This window comes from Paenibacillus sp. FSL R5-0912 (assembly GCF_000758605.1).
Classification (GTDB): Bacteria; Bacillota; Bacilli; order Paenibacillales; family Paenibacillaceae; genus Paenibacillus_AQ.
Genome location: NZ_CP009282.1, coordinates 6,919,402 through 6,942,169, shown reverse-complemented (window position 1 = coordinate 6,942,169; position 22,768 = coordinate 6,919,402). Strand labels below are relative to the sequence as shown.

The window sequence follows — 22,768 nt, the reverse complement described above, 5'->3', positions numbered from 1 at the left end:
ATGGAGGAGTATGGGTTCTATCTTAGCTTCAATAACTATGAAGAGGTGATCCGGCTTCCGGTTAATCCTGAGACCCTCGAGATCAAAGAGAATGGCGACAGCAAGAGCTATACGGTCATAGATTTTGGCGAGATCAATGCTATTGCTTATCCGAAGCTGACGGAGATCACCATTGAGAGTATTTTTCCGGCACAGTATTATCCGTTTGTGGTGTATTCGGGAGAGAATGCCGGCAAGCTGCTGAAGCCTTATGAATATGTGGAGCTGATCCGCAAATGGATGCTGAGCCGCAGGCCGGTCCGGTTTGTTTTCTCAGGGCTGAAGGCGGTGAATGTGCAGGATACGCAGACTCCAGATTGGCTGAAGCAGGCGAATGCACAGGCGCAGCAGACTTTTACCGGGGACATTGGCATCAATATGGCTGTCAGCATTGAAAGCTTCTCCTGGAAGCTGAGTGCGGGCTCTTCCGGGGATATCGAGTATACGATCGGCTTGAAAAAATATGTGTTCTATCAGGCGTTAGCCATGAAGGTTGACAGCAAGGGTGAAGTGAAGACGCAGCAGAAGCGGGCAAGCGAAAAAACAGCAGCCTCCACTTATACCATCAAAGCCGGTGATACCCTCTGGTCCATTGCCCAAAAACAACTGGGTGAAGGCAGCAAATATCAAACTCTGCAAAAGCTTAACAGTATCTCTGACAGCGAACTGAAGAAGCTCAAACCCGGCAGAGTGATTAAGCTGTCGTAGGAGGCCATGGCGATGGAATTAATAGTAATCAATAAAGAAGGCACGATCTGGGATGTTTCCGGGATTGCCACTGACATCTCCTGGAAAACCACCCGTACCGGCAAGCCTGCCACCCTCGAGCTCACACTGGTGGATAGCGGCATTTATCAGCATGCTAAGTTCGGCATCAGCAACGGGGATATTGTGCAGTTCAGGAAAGACGGGATGGATGTGTTCTACGGGTTCGTCTTCAGCATCGATACGGGAGCGAATCAGGAAATGAAGCTGACGGCGTATGATCAGATCCGTTATCTGCTGGGCAACGGCAGTTATGTGCTGCAGGATATTACAGCAAGTGAGCTGATCAGCAAAATCGCCAAAGACTATGGCCTCCGGCTCGGAGTAATGGACCCGGCGAAGTACACGATTCCTTCCCTGATCGAGGATAATAAAAAGCTGCTGGATATAATTATGGGAGCTGTGGGCAGTGAACTGCAGTATATGGGCCAGCTGATGGCTTTTTATGATGATTTCGGAAAGCTGACCCTGCGTGCGCCTCAGGCAATGCTGCTGAATGTGATCCTTGGTGCCGGTCATTATCTGTATGATTATTCGCTGAAAAGAAGCATTGACGATGATACGTACAATACGATCCTGCTCTATCAAGACAATGAGGAAACCGGCAAACGGGAGTTCTATCCGGAGACGGATAAGGAAAATGTGGAACGCTGGGGGATTCTTCACCTGTACCAGAAGGCAGATGATAAAGCGAATGCCGCACAAATCCAGGAAAAGGCAGGTAATCTGCTGAAGCTGCATAACCGCGAGAAGCTTAGCCTATCTGTGCAGGCCATTGGCGATATGCGGGTCCGGGCCGGGAATTTCATTTATGTACTGCTGGATGAGTTTCAGACACAGCTGTTTCTGGTCGATCAATGCAGCCATAAGATTTCAGGCGGGGAGCATACGATGTCCCTAGACATTAAGGTGGTGTAGAAGACATGCTCGATATTATTAAACAAGCAAGCCTCGGGGCCGTATCGAATACGAATCCGGTGGCTTTTTCTTATGGGACAGTAGTCGGGGTACAGCCGTTGCAGATCCAGGTGGAGCAGCGGTTCATTCTGACGGGACCGGCGCTGGTTGTGCCAGAGTCCGTGATGGAGAGCAAGGCAGTGTTTGAGGGCAGAGAGATCTTGCTCCGCCGGGCCTTGGCAGCGGGAGACCGCGTGCTGCTTGTGCGTATGCAGGGCGGACAGAGCTATATCGTCCTGGATCGGCTGGTGGACCTATGATCCCGGCCATTGGCAGATCGGGTCCGGTTACGGCAGCTCTTGAAGCAGGAAATGCTCTGTATTCCGGAGTCAGTCCAAGTCTGACGTACCGGATGGACTTTGAGCACAAGCGGATAGCCGGACGTATGGATGGACTTGAGGCAGTGAAACAGGCAGCGGTTAAAGTGCTGCAGACCGCCCGCTTCGAGCATTTGATCTATAGTCCAAACTACGGAACGGAATGGAGTCTCGTACTTGGACAAGACAGGCTGCTGGCCCGGCCGGAGCTGCGCAGAATCGTAAGTGAGGCGCTGCTGCAGGATGAGCGGATTCAACAGCTTGAGGATGTGGACATTCTTTTTAACGGGGATACGGTGAGCTTCAGCTGCACTGCGGTCACGGTTTACGGCAATTTTGAACTGAGAAAGGAGGAGATTGCCGGTGTATGAAGATCAAACCTATGAGGCCCTGCTCGAACGTATGCTGGACCGGGTTCCGGAAGGGATGGACAAGCGCGAGGGAAGCATTATTTATGATGCACTCGCTCCGGCGGCGGCTGAAATGGCCCAGATGTATATTGAGCTTGAGGTCAGCAATAACCTGTATTTCCCCGATACAGCGGGTGGTGAGTATCTGGAACGCAGCATTGCCTGGACGGGGATTACCCGTCATCCCGCAGGGAAAGCGCAGCTGAGCGGCAAGTTCTATACAAGCGGAGGGGAGCTGCTGGATGTTCCTCTTGGCAGCCGGTTTTCCCTGGGCTTGCACCACTATAGCGCAGCGGAGAAGCTGTCGCCCGGAACGTACCGTCTTGAAAGTGAGACCGCCGGTGCAGAGGGGAATCAGTACTCGGGTACGCTGCTGCCCATCGATTATATTTCCGGGCTGGCACGCGGGGAGATTACGGCACTGCTCGTTCCCGGTACGGATGCGGAGTCAGATGAGGCGCTGCGCCAGCGGTACTTCGACTCGGCTAGACGGCCTTCGACGAGCGGCAATAAATATCATTATATGGAATGGGCGTTGGACACCCCGGGCGTAGGGGGAGCGCGGGTTTTTCCGCTGTGGGCCGGGCCGAAGACGGTAAAAGTGGTCATTGTGAACGCGGAGCATAAGCCTGCTTCCGCGCTGCTGGTCTCCCAGGTTCAACAATACATTGATCCTGCTCCGGGTCTTGGCGAAGGACAAGCTCCGGTCGGAGCCGTAGTGACGGTGGAATCCGCCACAGGCAAAACCATTAACGTCACAGCCAGGGTTACGCTGGCAGCCGGTTATGCGCTGCAGCCGGTCATTAAAGCTTTTACAGCGATTCTGGAGAAATACCGCAAAGAGAAGGCTTTTGATGCCACCTATATCAGTCAATCCGTAGTTGGTTCGCTGCTGCTGGATACCGAGGGTGTTATGGATTATAGCGGACTCAAGCTGAACGGCGGGACGGGAAATGTGACTCTAAACGAGACTGAAGTGCCGCTATTCGGCAATGTCGTACTGGAGGTGTAGCTATGGGATATCCGGAGCAGATTGACGTCTTTCAGGACAAGCTGAACAAAAAAGCAAACGGCAGTAGCTATGTCGTCGAAGAGAAGCTTCTTCTGGCAGGCGGTGTATACAGCGGCCTGCTTGCCCACGATAACATTAATAATCAGACCTTATCTGTTTATACAGGTTCACGCTATAGCGGGACAGAGGTGCGGAATTACTCGGTGTCTTTTCCTGACGAGGCACCTTGGCGGCGGATGATTAAGATTTATGCCGATGTGCCTGAAGTGTACGTGACTTACGAAACGCCGGGAGATACGGTGGAAGCGGATGATGTGAATCAGCTGCAGACAGGGCTGACAGCCACGCAGAGTGAGCTGGATCGTTATAAAAAGGCCGGGCTGATTGACGGCGGATCTTTCAAAAGAGAGGTGTAAAATGGCACAAACTATTCAAGTGAAACGCGGTACGCGGGCAGAGCTATCCACTTACGGGACGCTGAAGGCCGGTGAAATGGGCTTCTGTACAGACACGAAGGAAATATACATCGGAGACGGTACATCCAATTCCATGGTCGGTCGGGCGTTGTCCGGTCCGGAAGCCTCTCGCCCTGCGGCAGCGTCTGTGGGCCGGCTGTATTATGTGAGCAGCGGAAGTAACAGCGGTTATTTGTACTTCGATGACGGGGCGGCCTGGCGCCGGGTGAATGCGCAGAAATTAACAGATCTGACCGGAACCGTGGATGATATCGCAGATGGCACTACCTATGCCAAAGTGCTCAAAGCGGATATCACTGCGGGACATCCCAACAAGGTGTCGGACGGCACTAATACCAAGACGGCTGCTGAGATCAAAACCCATATCGACGATGCCGCTAAGCACCGGTTAATCAATGATACGGGAACGGCAATTACGGATCTGTGGTCTGCACAAAAAATCAAAAATGAGATTGAGCTGGCCAAGCATAATATCGAGCCTCAGGCCTCGGTCAAGGATCAGAACCTCAGCGCTCCGCCGGCCAGCCCGGTCGAAGGTGAACGTTACATCATCCCGGCTGGAGCTACGGGTGTATGGGCAGGGAAAACCAATCAGGTTGCCGAGTACCAGTCTGCTGTCTGGGTGTATTATGTTCCGGTTGTCGGCTGGACGGCTTATGTGGATGATGAGCAGAAAATTTACAGCTGGAACGGGACCGCCTGGGTGCGGACGGGGGGAGCACTGCAGACCATTACAGCGGGCAGCGGGCTCACCGGCGGCGGACAGGCCGATGCGGTAACGCTGAATGTCGGAGCGGGAAACGGGATTACGGTAAGTGCAGATGCGATTGCTGTAACCGCCGGCAAAGGTATTACTGTAGATGCGGCAGGTGTTGCGGCCAATGTGGATGGAAGCAGCATTGTCTATGATGCGGGCAACGGCAACCGGCTGACGGTGGGCAGTATAGATGGCGGAACATTCTAGGGGGCGGTGACCATGGCACTGAAGACATTGATTCAAATCCGCCGCGGCCTGGAAAGTGCACTGGGTACGCTTGCCGCAGGCGAATTGGGCTACTGCACCGATACAGGCAAGCTCTACATTGGGAATGGCAGCAGCAATTTGCTGCTGGTTGCCGCCCAAAGCACCGGCGACATGCTGAAGAGCATCTATGATACCAATAACAACGGCAAGGTCGATTATGCGCAGGCTGCGGATAGTGTCCCTTGGTCCGGTGTGGACGGCAAGCCATCCGTATTTCCACCGGCTGCGCATACCCATGATTATTTGCCCAGAGGTCCGCTAACCTGGAATCAGCTTAAGGGGGTGTAGCTGTGGCTTATGGAGACAGTATATATGGCCTTCTGAAGTATTCCGAAGAGGGTGTGTCGGGGGAAGGGCCGGAAGTTCAGGTCCCTGATCTGATGAAATACCTGCCGGAGTATTATCAGAGCGTACCCGAGATGGAGCAGCTGCAGGCGAGCGCCGGTGCGGAATGTGGCGAGCTTGCCTATGCGATGGCTGACAGCGATGCACAGAAGACTCTGGAGTCTGCAACGTGGAGTCTGTCCCGCTGGGAGCGGATGCTGGCGCTGACTTCGGATACGGGGAAGTCTTACGCAACCCGCCGGGAGATGATCAAGGCCAAGCTGCGGGGGAACGGAACGACCACGCCGGAGATGATCCGGAGGACGGCATCTGCTTTTTCCGGCGGGGATGTTGAGGTGGTGGAGGTGCCCGGAGCGTACAGCTTCGAGGTGCGTTTCGTCGGTACGCTGGGCATCCCGGCCAATATGGCCGGTCTGATTCAGATCATGGAAGAGATTAAGCCGGCGCATCTGGATTATAGCTTCGTGTACAGCTATACCTGGTGGGACTCCGTCAAGACGCTTACCTGGAGTGGTGCACATGGCAAGACCTGGAACGAATTAAGAGTATATGAATAGGAGTGTGAGCGATGAAAACAACAGGGAATTTGGGACTGAAAAAGCCGGATGGCACAGATATCGTGGATATTACGGATTTGAACGGCAATATGGATATTCTGGACACAGCCGTCAAGGCTGTACAGGATCATGCCGCAGATGCGGTCAAGCATATCACGGCTGCTGATCGCACAGCATGGAATGCCAAGGCATCCACCGCCGCCGCTACTGCGTCCGCCGCCGGGCTGATGGCTGCAGCGGATAAGGCGAAGCTGGATGGTGTGGCTGCCGGGGCGAATAATTATGTGCATCCCAATCATACCGGGGATGTAACCAGTACGGGGGATGGCGTAACGGCGATTGCTCCGGGGGTGATTGTGAATGCGGACGTTAATGCTGCTGCGGCGATTGATGCTACGAAGATCGGGACGGGTGTTGTGACTAATGCGGAGTTCGGGTATTTGGATGGGGTGACAGCGGGGATTCAGGGGCAGTTGAATGGGAAATCCCCTACTGTGGACTACGTGCGGCAGCCTGCGTATTCAATAACGGCAGGTACTGGTGCAGCTTATACTGTAAATTTGACCCCTGCACCAGCGAGTTTGCCGGAAGGATTCGGTATTACAATTGTGCCCAATCTGGTAAATACAGCAGGACCGACCCTCAATGTGAACGGTCTTGGAGCTATCCCATTGAAAGATCAAAAAGGTATCGCCTACGCCGCCGGGAAACTGCTTGCAGGCAAACCCTATATGTTCCGCAAGGTTGGAACGGATTTTTTGGCAGATAGCGCGGGTGGCTCCGGGAATGCAGTGGCCGGAGATATTCGCGCGGGAAAAACGGCGGCAACGGATGCAGGGGATGTAACCGGTACGCTGGCGGTGCAAACGGGAGGGACGGTGACGCCGGGAGCTTCGGCTGTTGTGAAGGCAGCAGGAATTTATGATGCCGATATTACGGTGGCTGGTGTATCTGTGCCGGCAGCTAATGTGTTAACTGGGACAACTATCGCGGGGACTGCTGGGACAATGCCGAACAACGGAGCTGTTAATCGTACGCCTAGCAATGTAGCTCAATCAATTCCGGCGGGATATACTTCTGGCGGGACGGTTGCCGCCGTTACAGTTCCAGCGGCAAATGTGTTGGCTGGAACTACTATTGCTGGGACGGTGGGGACGATGCCTAATAGAGCTAATGACCAATCGGCAACAACTATTTGGACAAACGGAGCGGGACAATTATCTGTGGGTTTTCCTACAGGGGCTTATGTGACTAATAGTGGATTTGGAACAGGTATTGCGTCTACAGTAATAGCAAATGGCAACTTCATAGCAAGTAATATTCGTAGTGGTGTTGATATCTTTAATGTAGTTGGCACGATGCAACCTAAACTATATGCTTCAGGTTCAGGTACCGTACTAAATACTGTTTACCCCGCAAAAGATATAAGTAACAGTACTCCAGGGGGGGAAATGGGTTATGTTTCTGTAGGCGGTTTGGCGTTCAAACCTGAATTTATCAGACTGAAGACTACTGATAGTATGTCTATAGTATGGAATGTGCCGCAGGATGGAGTGACATACTGTTTTTGGAGGAAGGTTGGCATAGGGAACGTATATTTATTCACATCCCAAACTATGGGGGGGTATGTTTACACTAATAGTAGTGGGTTCGGTGGATTTATTGATGGTTGGAGCAGCACAATAAGCGTACCCTTTACGTGGGAAGCATGGGGTTAAGGGAGTAGAACAAGTACAGCCAGGACTTTGCAGAATGTAACAACAACTAACGAGTCAATCCAGAAACTAAAAAGCTAGAGATTAGTTGTCCTACTCCCAGCGAGGACTCGGGGACCCCAGTGGAAACAATCTATTAAAAAGCCGCTCTCATAAGAAATAGCTACGCTACAGCAGCGTACCGAGGCGAACGAGGCTGCAATTCTGGCGCTGCTGGATTTTGGCCTGTAATGGGCTTGCTTATGAGATGGAGGAGAAGATTACGAATGTATCCGTTTTTGCTTAACATGTGGGTTATGGGCAAAGTCACAGAGACTAAACTGCAGACGTACAGCCCAAAATATATCACAGCCGAAGAACTGGATGAAATTCTTGCCACATCACAAAAAGATTAGCAGGCGCCGAACAAGGCGTTTTTATTTTGCCCCCGGACCCATTCGGGGGCAATTTCATCAATGACCAACACAGAAGGGAGTGAAGCAATGGACAGCAACGATGTTGCGAATTTGGAGAAGCTGCTGCCTTTGGCAGATAAGTATGGGCTGGCCTACATCATCGCTTTGATTCTGCTGATGATTTTTCTTGTGCTTTTGCGGTCGATTGTGAAGGGGAATCTGGTGCCGCGTGAACTGCTGGAGCGTGCTGAGGAAGACAGGGACAGGCTGCAGAATATCCTCGACAAAGAGCGGTCTGACTTCATGGCACCGACACTTGAAGTGCTGCAGCGATTGAAGATCGACCATTCAGCGGGCAACAAGAATTCAGATGGTATTAATGAAGAAGACAGGGGGGGATAACGTGCTGAGCCACTGGATCAAGCGACTATCTCCCCTGCACCGGGATAGAGAACGGAAGCTGACGCAAGCGGGAATGAGAGTATCGCTCTCTATCCGAAGGTACAAGAATGTCTCCAAAGAAATTCAAGATGAAATCAGGAACAACGGGTTCGCCGAGTTCCTAATCTATGATCGGGGGGCAGAGGATGAGCATCATTGATATTGTGTTGTTCATAGCGTATTCCATATCCTTTATCTGTGCGCTGCTGCTGATAGCTGCGCTTTTTTTGTATTTCCGCAAAAGGTTCCAGGTACGCGTGGTCAGTCTGTTTATGCTGGCAGTGTTCTTTTTTCTGGGGGCGTATACCGTTAACATGGCGGTTGCCTTCTGGATCAGATTCAGTACTTCCGGTTCGGACGCTGTGCTGAGCTCGCTGCAATCGGAAGCCTGGGCCATTGCCCAGACGTGCACTACTGTAGGACTGGTCATTCTGACGCTGTTAATGTACACCAAATGCCAGGATTTGTTCTTGGTACTGTCCGGGATCAGGAAAGGGAGGGATCCGCATGCTGACTCTGACTCAGGTTTTAAATAGATCCGCTGCCCGTCTATCCGGACTCCATCCCGCCGTACTCGCCGCAGCTACAACGCTGATTGAACGCTGCTATGCTTGCGGTGTTCCCATCCTGATTACCCAGGGACTGCGGACGACTGCCGAGCAGGATGCGCTCTATGCCCAGGGACGAACCAAGCCGGGAACGATTGTCACTAATGCACGCGGCGGATATAGCTATCACAATTATGGACTGGCGGTGGATTTTGCACTGCTGCTCCCGAATGGCTCAAGTGTTTCTTGGGATACGAACAAGGACGGGGACAATGACTGCACGGCCGATTGGCTGGAAGTGGTGCAGCAGGCCAAGGCAATCGGGTTTGAATGGGGCGGGGACTGGACCAGTTTCAAGGATTATCCGCATTTTCAGCTGAGCTTTGGAATGACGCTGGCAGCACTTCGGACAGGAGCGGAGCCTGCTACGGCAGCAGTGGCGGCAGTGTATGAACGCATCAAGCTCAAGGAGGAACAAACTGTGAAGAGTGAAATTACAGCAACGGTAAAAGTGAACGGAGTGAAGATTGTAGAAGGGATGCTGGAGAATGGTGTTACTTATGCTCCCGTTCGTGTGATCGCAGAAGCGCTAGGAGCACAGGTCGGCTACAATCCGGCGACAAGAACAGTGAATATTACAAGTAGCCACCAGAAGGGAGCGAACTGATGATTAACAGTGAACTGTTTGACAATGTGTTAGCTTTTGCTTCAATACTGGCCGTAGTTATTCTGGCTTTGGTGCAGCTGATCAAAAATAATACCCGTCTGCCGCGGGGCGTTATCCCGTTTGTAGGATTAGGCATAGGGTTACTGGTTGGAGCGGCAGCGTACCCTTTTACAGATCTCGGTATTACCCTTCGCCTCTGGGCAGGAGGGATTGCCGGACTGTCTGCTACAGGATTATTTGAATTGGCATTCAATAACCGGCCAGGGAATACCATGAAATGAAACATGACTTATAATTGACAGCTGGCTCTGAGGAGTCGGCTTTTTTTCTATTTTATGTCATGTAATATTACATATTAACTACATAAAACAGACAATATATATAGGAAGAGATACATAATTAATTCTGACTGCATAAATAACTGGATTGGTGTATAATCTTAATTGCTGTATCGCTTTACCGCGCAATAAAGTTGAAGATTTCCGGGCAGTTTTATTGTATGATATGAGGAAAGCTTTTAAATAGACAATGTTAAGAGCATTGATCCGGAAGAGGATGGGGGGAGCAGAATGACCGAACTTACGACTACCGTTAGCAAAAGCAACTCCAATAATCTGCTGCGGCGGGACGTACGGTTCTTGGGGAATATTCTGGGCGAAGTCTTGGTACACCAAGGTGGCAACGAACTGCTGGATATCGTGGAGAAGATCCGTGAAACCAGTAAATCGCTGCGCTCATTGTTTTTGCCTGAACTGCACAATGAATTTAAAGAGCTAATTAGTTCACTGGATACGGAGAACCGGCATCAGGTGATACGGGCTTTCGCCATTTATTTTCAATTAGTGAACATAGCCGAGCAGAATCACCGGATTCGCCGTAAGCGCGATTATGAACGTTCTGCCGGGGAGACCGTACAGCCAGGGTCGATTGAAAGCGCGATTCAGGAGCTCCGCGAGCGGGATTTCTCCCACGAGGATGTTCATGAGATTATGAACGGCCTGTCTCTGGAACTAGTTATGACGGCTCACCCTACGGAAGCTATGCGCCGTGCGATCCTCGATATCCACAAACGGATCTCCGATGATGTCATGGGACTGGATAATCCGACTCTGACGTTCCGCGAACGCGAACAGCTCCGTGAGAAGCTGCTGAATGAAGTGATTACACTGTGGCAGACGGATGAGTTGCGCGACCGTAAGCCTACTGTGCTCGATGAAGTGCGCAATGGCATGTACTATTTCCATGAGACGATTTTTGAAGTGCTGCCGGATGTCTATCAAGAACTTGAGCGATGTTTGAGTAAGTACTATCCTGGCCAGAACTGGCATGTGCCAACTTATCTTCGTTTCGGTTCATGGATTGGCGGCGACCGCGACGGTAACCCTTCCGTGACAGCAGCCGTAACTATGCAGACGCTGCGTCTGCAGCGCAAACTGGCCATTCGTGAGTATCAGCGGATTATGCGCGAATTGATGCAGTACCTAAGCTTTAGTACAAGCATCGTCAATGTGACGCCGGAGCTGCTGGAGTCCATTGAGAAGGACCGTAATATTATCAATCTTAACCGGGTTGATGCCTGGCGTAATGATAATGAACCATACCGGATTAAGCTCAGCTATATGATCTCCAAGACACAGAATGTTCTGGACGATGAGAAAAAAGGCACGCCTGTGCGCTACTCCTCACCAGAGCAATTTATAGATGATTTGAACGTGATTGATCGCAGCCTGCGGCATCACTATGCTGATTATGTAGCAGACACCTACATTAAGAAGCTAATCCGCCAGGTGGAGCTGTTCGGCTTCCATACGTCAACCCTGGACGTCCGCCAGCACAGCCAGGAGCATGAGAATGCGATGACGGAGATTCTGGCCAAAATGAATGTTACACCGGACTACTCCAAGCTTGAGGAGAAACAAAAGATTGAGCTGCTCGAAAAGCTGCTGAATGATCCGCGTCCGCTGACATCTCCTTACCAGTCTTATAGTGAAGGTACGGAGGAGTGCCTTGCGGTATACCGGACAATCTTCCAGGCCCAGGAGGAATACGGCAAACAGTGTATCACAAGCTATCTGATCAGTATGGCGGAGGCAGCCAGTGATATTCTTGAAGTCATGGTATTCTCCAAAGAAGTGGGACTGTTCCGCAAAGACAACGACGGTACGGTGGTTTGTACTTTGCAGGCGGTACCGCTGTTTGAAACCATTGACGACCTTCATGAGGCACCGCAGATTATGCATACGCTGCTCAGCATGCCGATCTACCGCGATGCCGTTACTGCGATGAATGACCTGCAGGAAATCATGCTTGGTTATTCGGACAGTAATAAGGACGGTGGCGTGGTTACGGCGAACTGGGAGCTGCGCGTTGCCCTGAAGCAGATTACAGCGACAGCCGATGAATTCGGCATTAAGCTGAAATTCTTCCACGGACGCGGCGGAGCCCTCGGACGTGGCGGTATGCCGCTGAACCGGAGTATTCTGGCCCAGCCGGCTTCCACCATTGGCGGCGGTATCAAGATTACCGAGCAGGGGGAGGTGATCTCTTCCCGGTATTCGATGAAAGGCATTGCTTACCGCAGTCTGGAGCAGGCGACATCTGCTCTGGTTACGGCAGCCATTCATGCCAGATCGCCACAGGCGGATCTGTATGAAGCGAAATGGGATGAGATTATTGCGCGCATCTCTGAAGTCTCCCTGAACAAATATCAGGATCTGATCTTCCGTGATCCAGATTTCCTGACGTACTTCAAAGAATCAACCCCGCTGCCGGAGGTTGGGGAACTGAATATCGGTTCACGTCCTTCGAAGCGTAAGAACAGTGAACGCTTCGAGGATCTGCGTGCCATCCCTTGGGTATTCGCCTGGACGCAGAGCCGTTATCTGCTGCCTGCATGGTATGCGGCCGGAACAGGACTGCAGAGCTTCTATGAGGATAAAGAAGAGAATTTGAAGATCATGCAGCATATGTATGCCAACTTCTCTTTCTTCACGACCTTGATCGATACCCTGCAGATGGCTATTGCCAAGGCGGATCTCGTAATCGCCAAGGAATATGCCGGCATGGGCAAAAACGAAGAGGCGCGTCAGCGGATCTTCGGCCAGATTGAAGCCGAATTCAAGCTGACCTCCGAGCTGATCCTGAAGATTACCGGTCAGCAGGACATTCTGGATAATGTTCCGGTTATTCAGGAATCGATCCGCCTGCGTAACCCGTATGTTGATCCGCTCAGCTACCTGCAGGTTCAGCTCCTTGCCGAGCTTCGCGCCCTGCGCGATGTGGAGGGCGATGACGCTGAGCTGCTGCGCGAGGTACTGCTTACCATCAACGGTATTGCCGCCGGTCTCCGGAATACCGGCTGATGCCTTTGCTTGAGCTCTTGCTTGTTCGGTCTTGATCTAGCGATCTTGATCTTAAAGTCGGCGAAGCCGCTTTGCAGGTTTTGATGTGAAGCCGGCGCAGCCGCTTCCCAAACCCCCCGTCGCCTCTGCATTAGAGGCTGGACGGGGGGTTTGTTTGTATAAGGGAGGCCGGGAGTCATAAATCCAGCCGAATCCAAGTGCCAGTAGTAGAAGCTGCTTAAACACAGTGCAGCTTCGCGCACTTTGCCCTACCCCATTGTTGCCTGAGATATACTTTGGGCAACAAAAAAGAGGTCCCCCCTGGCTGATGGAGACGGCGGAGCGGAAATTTGGAACTGGAGGAGCGGCAGCGTTCGCCTTTATTGGCAGATTTCGACCGCAGATTGCGGTTCCAATCAGGAAATCTGCCAATAACAGCGACCGGAAGTCCAAATGTTCTGCGCAGTCCGCGACTAATCAGCCCGCCTGTCCTCTTTTCCAATCACAATATATAGAAGGTAACAATACAAACCTTGATTTTTGCAAGAACTTGAATTACGATTTATATGCTTGTACCGTGGATTTTCGGAAACTGAGATACCAAGGGCGGCAAGTCTGGGGGAGTTAACAGGTGGAGAATCTGGAAGGCAGATTGACAAAGCTCGCCTTGAAGGGCGACCAAAGGGCATTTGCCGAGCTTGTGGAACTATATAAAGACAAAATATATCATTTGGCTTACCGTATGCTGAATAACCGCCATGAGGCGGAAGATATTGTTCAGGAAACGTTTTTGCGCGTGTACCGGAATTTGGACCGTTATGATGATAAACAGAAGTTCTCAACGTGGATCTACCGTATCGGTACGAACCTTTGTATTGACCGGCTGCGCAAGCGGCGCCCAACGTATTCATTAGATGCCGAGATGAACGATCAAGAGGGAATTGACGGGTATTCGATGATTCCGAGCGATAATGTGACACCGGAGACAGAACTGCTGCTCTCAGAGACTCAGGGCCTCATCTATGAAGCCATCGACAGTCTGCCCGTGAAATACAGATCGGTGATGATACTGCGCTATCTGCAGGATTTATCGCTTCAGGAAATCAGTGATGTGCTGGATATGCCTGTGACGACGATCAAGACCCGTGTGCATCGCGGACGTGAGTTTTTACGTAAAAAATTAGGCCCTAAATTGTAAAAATAGATTATTTTTTATGAAACTCCTGCATGGCAGTGACGTATGTAAGTTAAGCAAGTCTTATGCGTCCTGCTCCTATGTCTTGAAAGAATTAAATAAGCACTCATGAAAGGATTGGCTCCTATGGAATGCAAACTGGCCGTCTCTATGATGCACGACTACCTGGATGACGACTTGCCCGAACTGCAGCAGAGGGAATTGAAGGAGCATCTTCTATCCTGTACGGATTGCCGTGCGAAGTTCAAGGAACTGGAACAGACCGATATGCTGATGTTTTCCCTGATGCACCAGACCCCTGTTGCCTCGGAGGATCTTGTAGGCCGGATTATGAATTCATTACCGAAACCCAAGAAGGAAAGAGCTTTTATCACCTGGATCAAACGACATCCGGCGCTTACGGCAGCCTCTGTGTTTATCTTCGTGATGCTGATGAGCTCTGTAACTTTTTGGAATCAGGATAGACAGCTTGTAGTCAGAGGGACTGACCTCGATCAGGTTGTTATCCAAGGGGATACGGTTATCGTACCTTCCGGCAAAGTCATTTCCGGCAATCTGACGGTGGAGAACGGTAAAACTCAAGTTTATGGGGAAGTCAACGGCAATGTGACGGTGATCGACGGCTCGCTGTATCAGGCTTCAACCGCCCATATTTCCGGGCAAGTCAAAAGCATAGACCAAGCGGTAAGCTGGCTCTGGTATAAAGTGACGAACATGTTCTCTGAAGTTGCCTACCGATAGCTAATGTTGGTCGCTTGTAGCAGAAAACTCATTTGCGCCTCTTTTTCCGGAAAGATGGCGCTTTTTTGTTGCCTGAAAACACCAGTTTTGCAATTTGCTTCAGCCCTAAACTTGCAACCGGAGGCAGAACGTTATAACCTAGATATGATAAAGTGCTAACATACAATTTACATAAACCCAGCTAATTTTGAAATGACGGGGGTTTTCGGCCATGAGCTATTTTACCGACCTTACATGGAAAGAGTCCATTAAAGATATAATTGATATTCTGATTGTCAGCTACATCATCTACAAAGTACTGAATATGGTGCGCGGTACGCGGGCCGTTCAGCTCCTGAAGGGAATTCTGGTCCTGGTTGTAATCTGGGGGGGCAGTACCCTATTGGATTTGTACACGCTCAAATGGCTGATGAACCAGATGTTTACGTTTGGGGTATTTGCGATCTTTATTATTTTTCAGCCGGAACTGCGCAGGGGGCTGGAACAGCTCGGCCGGGGGAAATTCTTCGGGCGGACTGCCGAGAATGATGAAGAGATCAGTAAATTAATTGGGGAAGTTATAAAAGCTGTGAATTATTTAGCTGTGCGCAAAATCGGGGCATTAATCGTATTTGAACGGGCCACAGGGCTTAATGAATATACGGAATCCGGGATCGCCATGCGTTCGGAAGTCAGCTCTGAGCTGCTGATTAATATCTTCATTCCCAATACACCGCTGCACGACGGGGCGCTGATTATGCAGGGGAGCCAGATTGCTGCGGCCGCCTGTTACCTGCCATTGTCAGAGAATCCATTCATCAGCAAGGAGCTCGGAACAAGGCATCGTGCCGCCATCGGTATTAGTGAAGTGGCAGACTCCGTATCTGTTGTCGTCTCCGAGGAGACCGGACAGATCTCTCTGGCCATCAACGGACAAATCGTCCGGGATATTAAGGAAGAGTCGCTGATCTCGAAGCTGCATCAAGAGCTGAGTGCAAGCTCACTCCTAAAGGATAAAGGTTCCGCTTTCTGGAAATGGAGGGGGACTAAGAACAATGGATAAATGGATGAAGAATAATAACTTCAACAAAATTCTTGCGCTTGCCCTCAGTATTATTCTCTGGACCATTGTACATGTAGATACGGCACCGGCGAATCAGACTACGGTTAATACCGAATCGAAGACGATCGAGAATGTCAAAGTGGAGATTGAAGGCTTCGACAGTGATGCTTATGTACTGACCAAGGATGTAGATAGCGTAAGGATGGAGGTAAGGGGCAAGAGGTCCGATCTTACCTACAAGTTCTCCGATGCCTACCGGGTGTGGCTGGATCTTAGTGATGTGAAACCCGGCGACAATACGCTTCCCTTAATGTATTCGACGCCGAGTGGTGTAACCTTGGATGATATGGTGCCGAATCAGGTGAATGTGCATATTGAGCTGCGGACGACCAAGTCTTTTCCGGTAACCCTGAATATCACGGGGGAGCCTGCAGCAGGTTATCAGGTGGGGGCTCCGGTGGTTGACCCGGTATCGGCAGAGGTGACCCTTCCGGCCAGTGAACTCGGACGGGTAGCGAAGGTACAGGGGGATATTGAGCTGGATGGCGAGAATGAGCCGTTCAGTGAGAAGAAGCTGAAGCTCTATGCTTATGACAGTGAAGGAAACGAGCTGAAGGATGCTATGATCGAACCTTCAACAGTAGGTGTAGAACTGCCTATTACGCTTCCATCCAAAACACTGCCGCTGGATATCAGCTATACCGGCAGTCTGCCCGGTTCACTGGTCCTGTCCCGGGTTACGCCTGAACAGGATATGGTGACTGTATATGGCAGTGCGGAGACATTGCAGAACCTATCCTCCTATGAGGCGGTTCTTAATCTAAGCTCCATTACAGCTGCCGGTACAGAACAGCTGAAGCTGGAGCTGAAGCCGCCAGAAGGGACCGGTAAGATCGAACCGGCGGCCATGAATGTATCGGTCTCAACAGCGGAGATCGCCCAGCGGACGATCTCCGCTGTGCCTATAAAGCTGGAGGGTGTAGCTACCGGGCTGACGGCCCTTATATTAGATCCTGTGAGCACCTCCATGGATCTGACGGTATCGGGTGCGCCCACCCTTCTGGACCAGCTGGACCAGGATAATGTCAGTGTGGTTGCTGATGTGGGCGGGCTTACGGCTGGAATTCATGATATTCCGCTGCAAATCTCCCTTCCCCGGTTCATAGCACTGCAGAATGACGGTCCGCAGCTTACTGCAAAGGTAGAACTGCTGGCTCCAGCTACACCGGAGCCTTCTGCCGGTGCTGACAACAGCACGGCAGTTCCTACTACGGAGCCCAGTGCTGAGCCGGCTGCCGTTGAGGAGACGCCCTTAGAGCCGTCTCCTACCCATACTGACGAGTCTGCAGAGCCGACCCCGACTCTGTCACACACTCCTGCGGAGAACACGGCTACACCGGCAGCAGGCGGGAATAACGCCGGAAGTACGGGGGGGACGTAACTTTTTGTTCAAGAACACGTCTATTTATTAGGCATCTCATATACACGGAATAAAGAATCAATCATACTATAATTTATTAAGCTGAAGCAGCGTATTAGAAGGAGAAAAAAGATGGGTAAGTATTTCGGAACAGATGGCGTACGCGGTGTCGCAAACCGTGAATTAACAGCGGAGATGGCCTACAGCATTGGACGCTGCGGTGGATATGTACTGGCAGGAAATGTGGAAAAGCCTAAGGTCGTAATTGGGATGGATACACGGATTTCTGGTCCGCTCCTGGAATCGGCACTGATTGCCGGGTTATTGTCCATTGGTGCGGATGTAGTCCGCCTGGGTGTAGTATCTACACCTGCGGTTGCTTATATTACAAGATTGCTCAAGGCGGATGCCGGCGTCATGATTTCAGCTTCGCATAACCCCGTGGAAGATAACGGGATTAAGTTTTTTGGCGGAGACGGCTTCAAATTGACTGATGAAACAGAGCTGCGTATTGAAGAACTGATGGATGCCGAGCAGGATGAGCTGCCGCGTCCGGTCGGATCGGGTCTCGGTACGCTCCAGGTAGATAATGATGCCAAATATCTGTATCTGGAATATTTGAAAACGACGATCGACCAGAACTTCAAGGGCATTAAGGTAGTACTGGACTGTGCGCACGGCGCTGCTTATGAGCTGGCACCACGGCTGTTCAGAGAGCTGGGAGCCGAAGTAATCTCCATCGGTGCAGAGCCGGACGGGCTTAACATTAATGATGGATTCGGTTCCACGCATCCGGAGACCCTGCGTGCGGAAGTACTGCGTCACGGGGCGGACCTGGGACTCGCATTTGACGGCGATGCCGACCGCCTGATTGCTATCGATGAGAACGGCGATGAGGTTGACGGTGACTTTATCCTCTGCATTTGCGGGGATGCCATGAATCGTGCAGGGAAGCTGAAAGACGGTACAATTGTATCTACAGTAATGAGCAATATCGGATTCTACAAAGCGACAGAGAAATTATCGCTGAATACGGCGAAGACTGCTGTCGGCGACCGGTATGTCATGGAAGAAATGCGCCGTGGCGGTTATAACCTGGGCGGAGAACAATCCGGCCATGTAATCTTCCTGGACTACAATACGACAGGTGACGGTATTCTGACGGCGATTCAACTGGTCAATACCATGAAGAGTTCCGGCAAAAAGCTTAGCACACTGAAGTCCATGATGACCAAATATCCGCAGGTACTGGTAAATGTGCGTGTGCAGGACAAAACCAATTATCCGAACAATCCGGCAATTGAAGCTGCGATCATAGAAGTGGAAGGCAAGCTAGGCGACAACGGGCGTGTATTGGTGCGTCCTTCGGGAACCGAGCCGCTGATCCGTGTAATGGCGGAAGGACCGGATAAGGCTGAGCTTGATCTTTTTGTAGGACAGATTGTTGAAGTGGTGCAGCGCGAGCTGGTGTAATTACACTAATAAAGCAAAATGGGCAGCCGGTGGGACGGAGGAGTAATATTCGTTCACCGGCTGAACCTTTAATGTGGACGATGTTTTCAATTGAAATGGATGAAAAAGGTTTTCTTTGCCGCATCATTGCCAAAACGATGTAAGGTGCATATAATAGACTAAGTGTCATTCCAGAAGGAAAGCGGGGATAGTAAGGTTGGAGCAATGCAAGCGCCAGAGCTTGATCTTGCGCGGGGGAGAAGGGAAGACTGGAAGCTGCCATTAAGGGCAGAACGGCCTGAACGGATCACGGCAGATGTAAGCTGACGAGGTGGAGGTGTTCGAAATGTTCGGCGGGGACCTCCCGGTGATGCACCAGAGCCGTAAATGGAAGCGGAAAATGCGAGGGCGACCTCTCACACAACGCTCCTGTGGGTGCCAATTGAAATGTACAAATCATGGGTATGCGCATGCAGGAAACGCAGATGGTTCTGCCACGGCAGAGGAGAAGACTGTGCATTTTCGTGACTATAGATGCAAGTGACAGGTTATTTTGTTGATCTGTAAATGACAACAACATATTTGCTTTTCTTCAAAACATGCCGCACGGCACGTTTCTTTCCTCATGGCCGCCCTTACTACGAAAAATTGGACGGAGGAAAATATAATGTGTGGTATTGTAGGATATATTGGTAATCAGAATTCGCAGGGGATCTTGGTCGAGGGTTTGAAGAAGCTGGAGTATCGCGGGTATGATTCCGCAGGTATTGCCGTATTCACTAAGGAAGGTCTGCAGGTTGTAAAAGCACAGGGCCGTATGGCGAACCTGGAATCCCGTCTCGAAGCAACTCCGCTGACAGGAAGCGCAGGAATTGGCCACACCCGCTGGGCAACACACGGCAAGCCATCCGATGAGAACTCTCATCCGCACACAGATAACACCCACAAATTCTCCGTAGTTCATAACGGGATTGTTGAGAACTATCTGGATCTCAAGGAAGAACTGATTGCTGGAGGAGCTAATTTCTCTTCCGAAACAGATACCGAAGTTATCTCCCATCTGATTGCGCGTGAATACAATGGGGATATCGTGAAGGCTGTGCAAAAAGCGATCACTTATATGCGCGGTGCGTTCGCGCTGGGTGTTCTGACTGAATATGAACCGGATAAACTGGTAGCTGTACGTCAGGCCAGCCCGCTGATTATCGGTCTTGGAGAAGGCGAGAACTTTATCGGGTCTGATATTCCTGCTCTGCTGGAATATACCCGCAACGTATATATTCTGAACGACGGCGAAATGGCTGTATTGACACGGGATGCTGTCGAACTCATGACGATTGAAGGCAACTTTATTTCTCGGGAAATGATTACTGTCGATTGGGATGCTGTTACCGCAGAAAAAGGCGGTTATGAGCACTTCATGCTGAAAGAAATCCACGAGCAGCCAAAGGCTTACCGCGATACAATGCGCGGACGCATGAATGCTGCAGGCAACAAAGTCATTTTACCTGAGCTTAACCTGACTGAAGAACAAATTAAGAACATCCGCAACATTCAGATCGTCGCTTGCGGTACTGCTTATAACGCAGGTCTCGTAGGACGTAACCTGATTGAGTCCCTGGTGCGTATTCCGGTAGAGAATGACATTGCTTCCGAATACCGTTACCGTGCGCCAATCGTGACTCCGGAAACACTGGTTATCGTAGTCAGCCAATCCGGTGAAACTGCAGATACACTGGCCGCTCTTCGTGAAGGGCAAGCCAACGGAGCCCATGTTCTGGCAATCACTAACGTGGTAGGCAGTTCCATTGCCCGGGAAGCAAACAGTGTACTCGTAACCCTGGCTGGTCCAGAAATCGCTGTAGCTTCGACCAAAGCTTATACTTCCCAGTTGATCGCATTCACGTTGCTGGGTCTGTACCTGGCTGAAGTACGCGGCACCCAGTCTGAACCAGAAGTGGCTAAGATTCTGGCAGCTATGCAGTCCCTGCCGGAGCAAGTAGAAGTAATCCTGGCTCAGAAAGACGCGATTAAAGCTTACGCCGAGCAAATCGCTGAGCATAAGCACCTCTTCTTCATCGGCCGCGGCGTAGATTACGCAGTCGCCCAAGAAGGATCGCTGAAGCTGAAAGAAATCTCCTACATTCACTCCGAAGCTTATGCTGCGGGTGAACTGAAGCATGGTACACTGGCGCTGATCGAAGAAGGCGTTCCTGTCATTGCCTTGGCAACCCAGGAATCCGTGCTTGAGAAGACTGTCAGCAACATCAAAGAAGTGAAGGCCCGCGGCGCACATGTCCTGGCCATCACTCATGAAGAACACAAAAACGATCTGCTCAGATCCGTTGACCAGGTGTTCGTGATTCCTCAGACCCTGCCGCTGCTGACCTCTGCACTGTCCGTAGTGTCGCTGCAGTTGCTGGCTTACTACGCCTCATTGGCTCTGGGTCATGATGTTGATAAGCCAAGAAACTTGGCTAAGAGTGTTACTGTTGAATAAATGAGGGAATTGGCGTCATGGTGATTGTTCAGAGACATTAATGTTAGTAACTGGTTTTATAAAAATTTCAAATGGGAGTAGTTACGGTCGTCAACCATTATGGACGGTAACGGTATCGCTTCTAGCCATGCGGCACAAGAAGAGCAAGGTGTACGAAAGGTGCATCCCTCTTTTTGTGCCGCTTTTTTTGTTCTATAAAAAACTATTTTGTAAATACTAATTCTACTAAATATATTAGTGGGAATATTTAATGATAGACTAAAAAATAAAGTTTTAGACTAACGATGCATCATTAACCGAGGGACGGGCAAATTTGTGTAAAACCAGCGAGACTGAGCAATTGCCAGAGGTCGCTCTTTTTGCGAACCGAAGAGTGTGACTGAACAGGAAACTATCTATGCTTGGAAAGTAGTGTTAGCTGTTGAGTAAAGTGAAATTCCGCAAAAAATATCAAAACAGAGCGTTCCATCTGTCGTAAAGTGAGTATATCGATATGGAGGTATTCAAGTGGATTATAAGGATTTGGTAATCAAGGCCATTACCTATATTGAGGATCATCTGACCGAAGAGAGCTTAAGCAACAAGGTTATGGAGGCTGCGGGCTATTCGCCGTACCATTTTCACCGGATCTTCCTATCGGTTACGAGAAACTCCGTCTCGGAGTACATACGCAAGCGGAGATTGACACAAGCAGCATACGATTTATTTTATACCAATCAAAGGATCATAGATATTGCCATATTGTACCAATTCGAGTCTCAGGAATCCTTCGCCCGAGCCTTTTGGAAAATGTTCTCCATCTCGCCTGGACAATTTCGAAAGCAAAGGGACATGAAAGACACGCTGTTCCGGGCAATGGAGAAGCTTCCTTTGGATGAAGTGGGGCTACAGCATTTGAATAAGAGCGTTTCCCTAGTGCCAGCTTTTGTTTGCCTGAATAAGCTGAATCTGGTCGGCATGTCAATACCGGGTGTCAATTCGGACGAGGTCGGAAAGCTATGGCGGAGCTTTAGGCAGCGTTTGTTTGAAATTGAGCGAAAGCCGGATACGGAAGACATATTTTATGCGGTCATTGAACTTACAGGTAGGCAATGGGAAATCACGTATATCGCTTGTGTCGAGGTGGCTAGCGAGGAGAGTGCAGTTCCCTTGGGAATGGTCGCTAAGCTGCTCCCAGTGGTAACTTATGCGGTTTTTACTCATAAGGGGACATTATCGAGACTCAACGATACGGTCCAGTACATTTATGAAACATGGTTACCCCAGTCAGGCAGCGTTCGTACGAAATACCCGGAGTTTGTGCGTTATGACCATCGATATCTAGGACCGATGAACGAGGATTCGGTAGTAGACATATATATTCCCGTTGGCTCGCCATATTAGGAGTATGTAGCTCAAGGAGAGGAAGA

The 22,768-nt window shown here is 50.6% G+C and carries 23 protein-coding genes; all 23 read left to right on the top strand.

What is annotated here, in order from left to right; all coding sequences use genetic code 11:
- The 23 genes from R50912_RS29320 (at position 1) to R50912_RS29205 (ending at position 22,742) form a co-directional block, all read left to right on the top strand.
- A complete protein-coding gene (locus tag R50912_RS29320; protein WP_042239931.1) occupies positions 1 to 747 on the top strand; it encodes a LysM peptidoglycan-binding domain-containing protein in 747 nt (248 codons plus the stop codon).
- 12 nt (positions 748 to 759) lie between these two features.
- Positions 760 to 1,722 carry an XkdQ/YqbQ family protein gene (locus R50912_RS29315; protein WP_042239928.1) on the top strand — a complete coding sequence of 321 codons (963 nt, stop codon included), beginning with the start codon at positions 760 to 762 and terminating at the stop codon, positions 1,720 to 1,722.
- Between the two features lie 5 nt (positions 1,723 to 1,727).
- Entirely contained in the window at positions 1,728 to 2,021 is a 294-nt protein-coding gene (locus R50912_RS29310; protein WP_042239926.1) for a DUF2577 domain-containing protein, read from the top strand.
- Positions 2,018 to 2,449 (top strand): DUF2634 domain-containing protein, encoded by a 432-nt coding sequence (locus R50912_RS29305; RefSeq protein WP_042239924.1) that lies wholly within the window; start codon positions 2,018 to 2,020, stop codon positions 2,447 to 2,449. Before R50912_RS29310 ends, R50912_RS29305 begins: the two co-directional genes overlap by 4 nt.
- A complete protein-coding gene (locus R50912_RS29300) occupies positions 2,442 to 3,500 on the top strand; it encodes a baseplate J/gp47 family protein (protein ID WP_042239923.1) in 1,059 nt (352 codons plus the stop codon). Before R50912_RS29305 ends, R50912_RS29300 begins: the two co-directional genes overlap by 8 nt.
- Positions 3,501 to 3,502: 2 nt before the next feature.
- Complete coding sequence (locus tag R50912_RS29295; RefSeq protein WP_042239920.1) at positions 3,503 to 3,916, top strand: hypothetical protein; 414 nt, start codon at positions 3,503 to 3,505, stop codon at positions 3,914 to 3,916.
- Between the two features lies 1 nt (position 3,917).
- On the top strand, positions 3,918 to 4,940 hold the full coding sequence (locus R50912_RS29290; protein ID WP_042239915.1) for a DUF2793 domain-containing protein: 1,023 nt from the start codon (positions 3,918 to 3,920) through the stop codon (positions 4,938 to 4,940).
- 12 nt (positions 4,941 to 4,952) lie between these two features.
- On the top strand, positions 4,953 to 5,288 hold the full coding sequence (locus R50912_RS29285; RefSeq protein ID WP_081956713.1) for a hyaluronate lyase N-terminal domain-containing protein: 336 nt from the start codon (positions 4,953 to 4,955) through the stop codon (positions 5,286 to 5,288).
- Between the two features lie 2 nt (positions 5,289 to 5,290).
- Entirely contained in the window at positions 5,291 to 5,902 is a 612-nt protein-coding gene (locus R50912_RS29280; RefSeq protein ID WP_042239913.1) for a putative phage tail protein, read from the top strand.
- Between the two features lie 11 nt (positions 5,903 to 5,913).
- Complete coding sequence (locus R50912_RS29275; RefSeq protein ID WP_042239910.1) at positions 5,914 to 7,620, top strand: hypothetical protein; 1,707 nt, start codon at positions 5,914 to 5,916, stop codon at positions 7,618 to 7,620.
- Between the two features lie 452 nt (positions 7,621 to 8,072).
- Positions 8,073 to 8,414, top strand: coding sequence for a hypothetical protein (locus R50912_RS29270; RefSeq protein WP_042239906.1), 342 nt, complete (start codon positions 8,073 to 8,075; stop codon positions 8,412 to 8,414).
- Position 8,415: 1 nt separating this feature from the next.
- The gene (locus tag R50912_RS29265; protein ID WP_042239905.1) at positions 8,416 to 8,613 is read left to right on the top strand and encodes a hypothetical protein; all 198 of its coding nucleotides are present in this window, start codon (positions 8,416 to 8,418) and stop codon (positions 8,611 to 8,613) included.
- Complete coding sequence (locus tag R50912_RS29260; RefSeq protein ID WP_042239903.1) at positions 8,600 to 8,989, top strand: hypothetical protein; 390 nt, start codon at positions 8,600 to 8,602, stop codon at positions 8,987 to 8,989. The genes R50912_RS29265 and R50912_RS29260 overlap by 14 nt, the downstream gene beginning before the upstream one ends.
- The gene (locus R50912_RS29255; protein ID WP_042239900.1) at positions 8,961 to 9,668 is read left to right on the top strand and encodes a M15 family metallopeptidase; all 708 of its coding nucleotides are present in this window, start codon (positions 8,961 to 8,963) and stop codon (positions 9,666 to 9,668) included. Before R50912_RS29260 ends, R50912_RS29255 begins: the two co-directional genes overlap by 29 nt.
- Positions 9,668 to 9,949, top strand: coding sequence for a holin (locus tag R50912_RS29250; RefSeq protein ID WP_042239899.1), 282 nt, complete (start codon positions 9,668 to 9,670; stop codon positions 9,947 to 9,949). Before R50912_RS29255 ends, R50912_RS29250 begins: the two co-directional genes overlap by 1 nt.
- 288 nt (positions 9,950 to 10,237) lie before the next feature.
- The gene (gene ppc / locus R50912_RS29245) at positions 10,238 to 13,030 is read left to right on the top strand and encodes a phosphoenolpyruvate carboxylase (RefSeq protein WP_042239897.1); all 2,793 of its coding nucleotides are present in this window, start codon (positions 10,238 to 10,240) and stop codon (positions 13,028 to 13,030) included.
- 610 nt (positions 13,031 to 13,640) lie between these two features.
- On the top strand, positions 13,641 to 14,207 hold the full coding sequence (gene sigW / locus R50912_RS29235; RefSeq protein WP_042239892.1) for an RNA polymerase sigma factor SigW: 567 nt from the start codon (positions 13,641 to 13,643) through the stop codon (positions 14,205 to 14,207).
- A gap of 123 nt (positions 14,208 to 14,330) precedes the next feature.
- Entirely contained in the window at positions 14,331 to 14,945 is a 615-nt protein-coding gene (locus R50912_RS29230) for a zf-HC2 domain-containing protein (RefSeq protein WP_042239889.1), read from the top strand.
- A gap of 211 nt (positions 14,946 to 15,156) precedes the next feature.
- Positions 15,157 to 15,987, top strand: coding sequence for a diadenylate cyclase CdaA (gene cdaA / locus R50912_RS29225; protein ID WP_042239887.1), 831 nt, complete (start codon positions 15,157 to 15,159; stop codon positions 15,985 to 15,987).
- Positions 15,980 to 17,428, top strand: a complete 1,449-nt coding sequence (locus R50912_RS29220; protein WP_052416755.1) for a CdaR family protein — start codon at positions 15,980 to 15,982, stop codon at positions 17,426 to 17,428. Before cdaA ends, R50912_RS29220 begins: the two co-directional genes overlap by 8 nt.
- A 111-nt stretch (positions 17,429 to 17,539) precedes the next feature.
- Complete coding sequence (gene glmM, locus R50912_RS29215; protein ID WP_042239885.1) at positions 17,540 to 18,880, top strand: phosphoglucosamine mutase; 1,341 nt, start codon at positions 17,540 to 17,542, stop codon at positions 18,878 to 18,880.
- A 646-nt stretch (positions 18,881 to 19,526) separates the two neighbouring features.
- Positions 19,527 to 21,359 (top strand): glutamine--fructose-6-phosphate transaminase (isomerizing), encoded by a 1,833-nt coding sequence (gene glmS / locus R50912_RS29210; protein WP_042239882.1) that lies wholly within the window; start codon positions 19,527 to 19,529, stop codon positions 21,357 to 21,359.
- A 507-nt stretch (positions 21,360 to 21,866) separates the two neighbouring features.
- A complete protein-coding gene (locus tag R50912_RS29205; RefSeq protein ID WP_042239881.1) occupies positions 21,867 to 22,742 on the top strand; it encodes a GyrI-like domain-containing protein in 876 nt (291 codons plus the stop codon).
- Positions 22,743 to 22,768 lie beyond the last annotated feature (26 nt).

Bases quoted from the DNA above. Each gene is read 5' to 3' on its own strand.
- R50912_RS29320 (WP_042239931.1), top strand. From the start codon at position 1: ATGGAGGAGTATGGGTTCTATCTTAGCTTCAATAACTATGAAGAGGTG.
- R50912_RS29315 (WP_042239928.1), top strand. From the start codon at position 760: ATGGAATTAATAGTAATCAATAAAGAAGGCACGATCTGGGATGTTTCC.
- R50912_RS29310 (WP_042239926.1), top strand. From the start codon at position 1,728: ATGCTCGATATTATTAAACAAGCAAGCCTCGGGGCCGTATCGAATACG.
- R50912_RS29305 (WP_042239924.1), top strand. From the start codon at position 2,018: ATGATCCCGGCCATTGGCAGATCGGGTCCGGTTACGGCAGCTCTTGAA.
- R50912_RS29295 (WP_042239920.1), top strand. From the start codon at position 3,503: ATGGGATATCCGGAGCAGATTGACGTCTTTCAGGACAAGCTGAACAAA.
- R50912_RS29290 (WP_042239915.1), top strand. From the start codon at position 3,918: ATGGCACAAACTATTCAAGTGAAACGCGGTACGCGGGCAGAGCTATCC.
- R50912_RS29285 (WP_081956713.1), top strand. From the start codon at position 4,953: ATGGCACTGAAGACATTGATTCAAATCCGCCGCGGCCTGGAAAGTGCA.
- R50912_RS29275 (WP_042239910.1), top strand. From the start codon at position 5,914: ATGAAAACAACAGGGAATTTGGGACTGAAAAAGCCGGATGGCACAGAT.
- R50912_RS29270 (WP_042239906.1), top strand. From the start codon at position 8,073: ATGACCAACACAGAAGGGAGTGAAGCAATGGACAGCAACGATGTTGCG.
- R50912_RS29260 (WP_042239903.1), top strand. From the start codon at position 8,600: ATGAGCATCATTGATATTGTGTTGTTCATAGCGTATTCCATATCCTTT.
- R50912_RS29255 (WP_042239900.1), top strand. From the start codon at position 8,961: ATGCTGACTCTGACTCAGGTTTTAAATAGATCCGCTGCCCGTCTATCC.
- R50912_RS29250 (WP_042239899.1), top strand. From the start codon at position 9,668: ATGATTAACAGTGAACTGTTTGACAATGTGTTAGCTTTTGCTTCAATA.
- ppc (WP_042239897.1), top strand. From the start codon at position 10,238: ATGACCGAACTTACGACTACCGTTAGCAAAAGCAACTCCAATAATCTG.
- R50912_RS29230 (WP_042239889.1), top strand. From the start codon at position 14,331: ATGGAATGCAAACTGGCCGTCTCTATGATGCACGACTACCTGGATGAC.
- cdaA (WP_042239887.1), top strand. From the start codon at position 15,157: ATGAGCTATTTTACCGACCTTACATGGAAAGAGTCCATTAAAGATATA.
- R50912_RS29220 (WP_052416755.1), top strand. From the start codon at position 15,980: ATGGATAAATGGATGAAGAATAATAACTTCAACAAAATTCTTGCGCTT.
- glmM (WP_042239885.1), top strand. From the start codon at position 17,540: ATGGGTAAGTATTTCGGAACAGATGGCGTACGCGGTGTCGCAAACCGT.
- glmS (WP_042239882.1), top strand. From the start codon at position 19,527: ATGTGTGGTATTGTAGGATATATTGGTAATCAGAATTCGCAGGGGATC.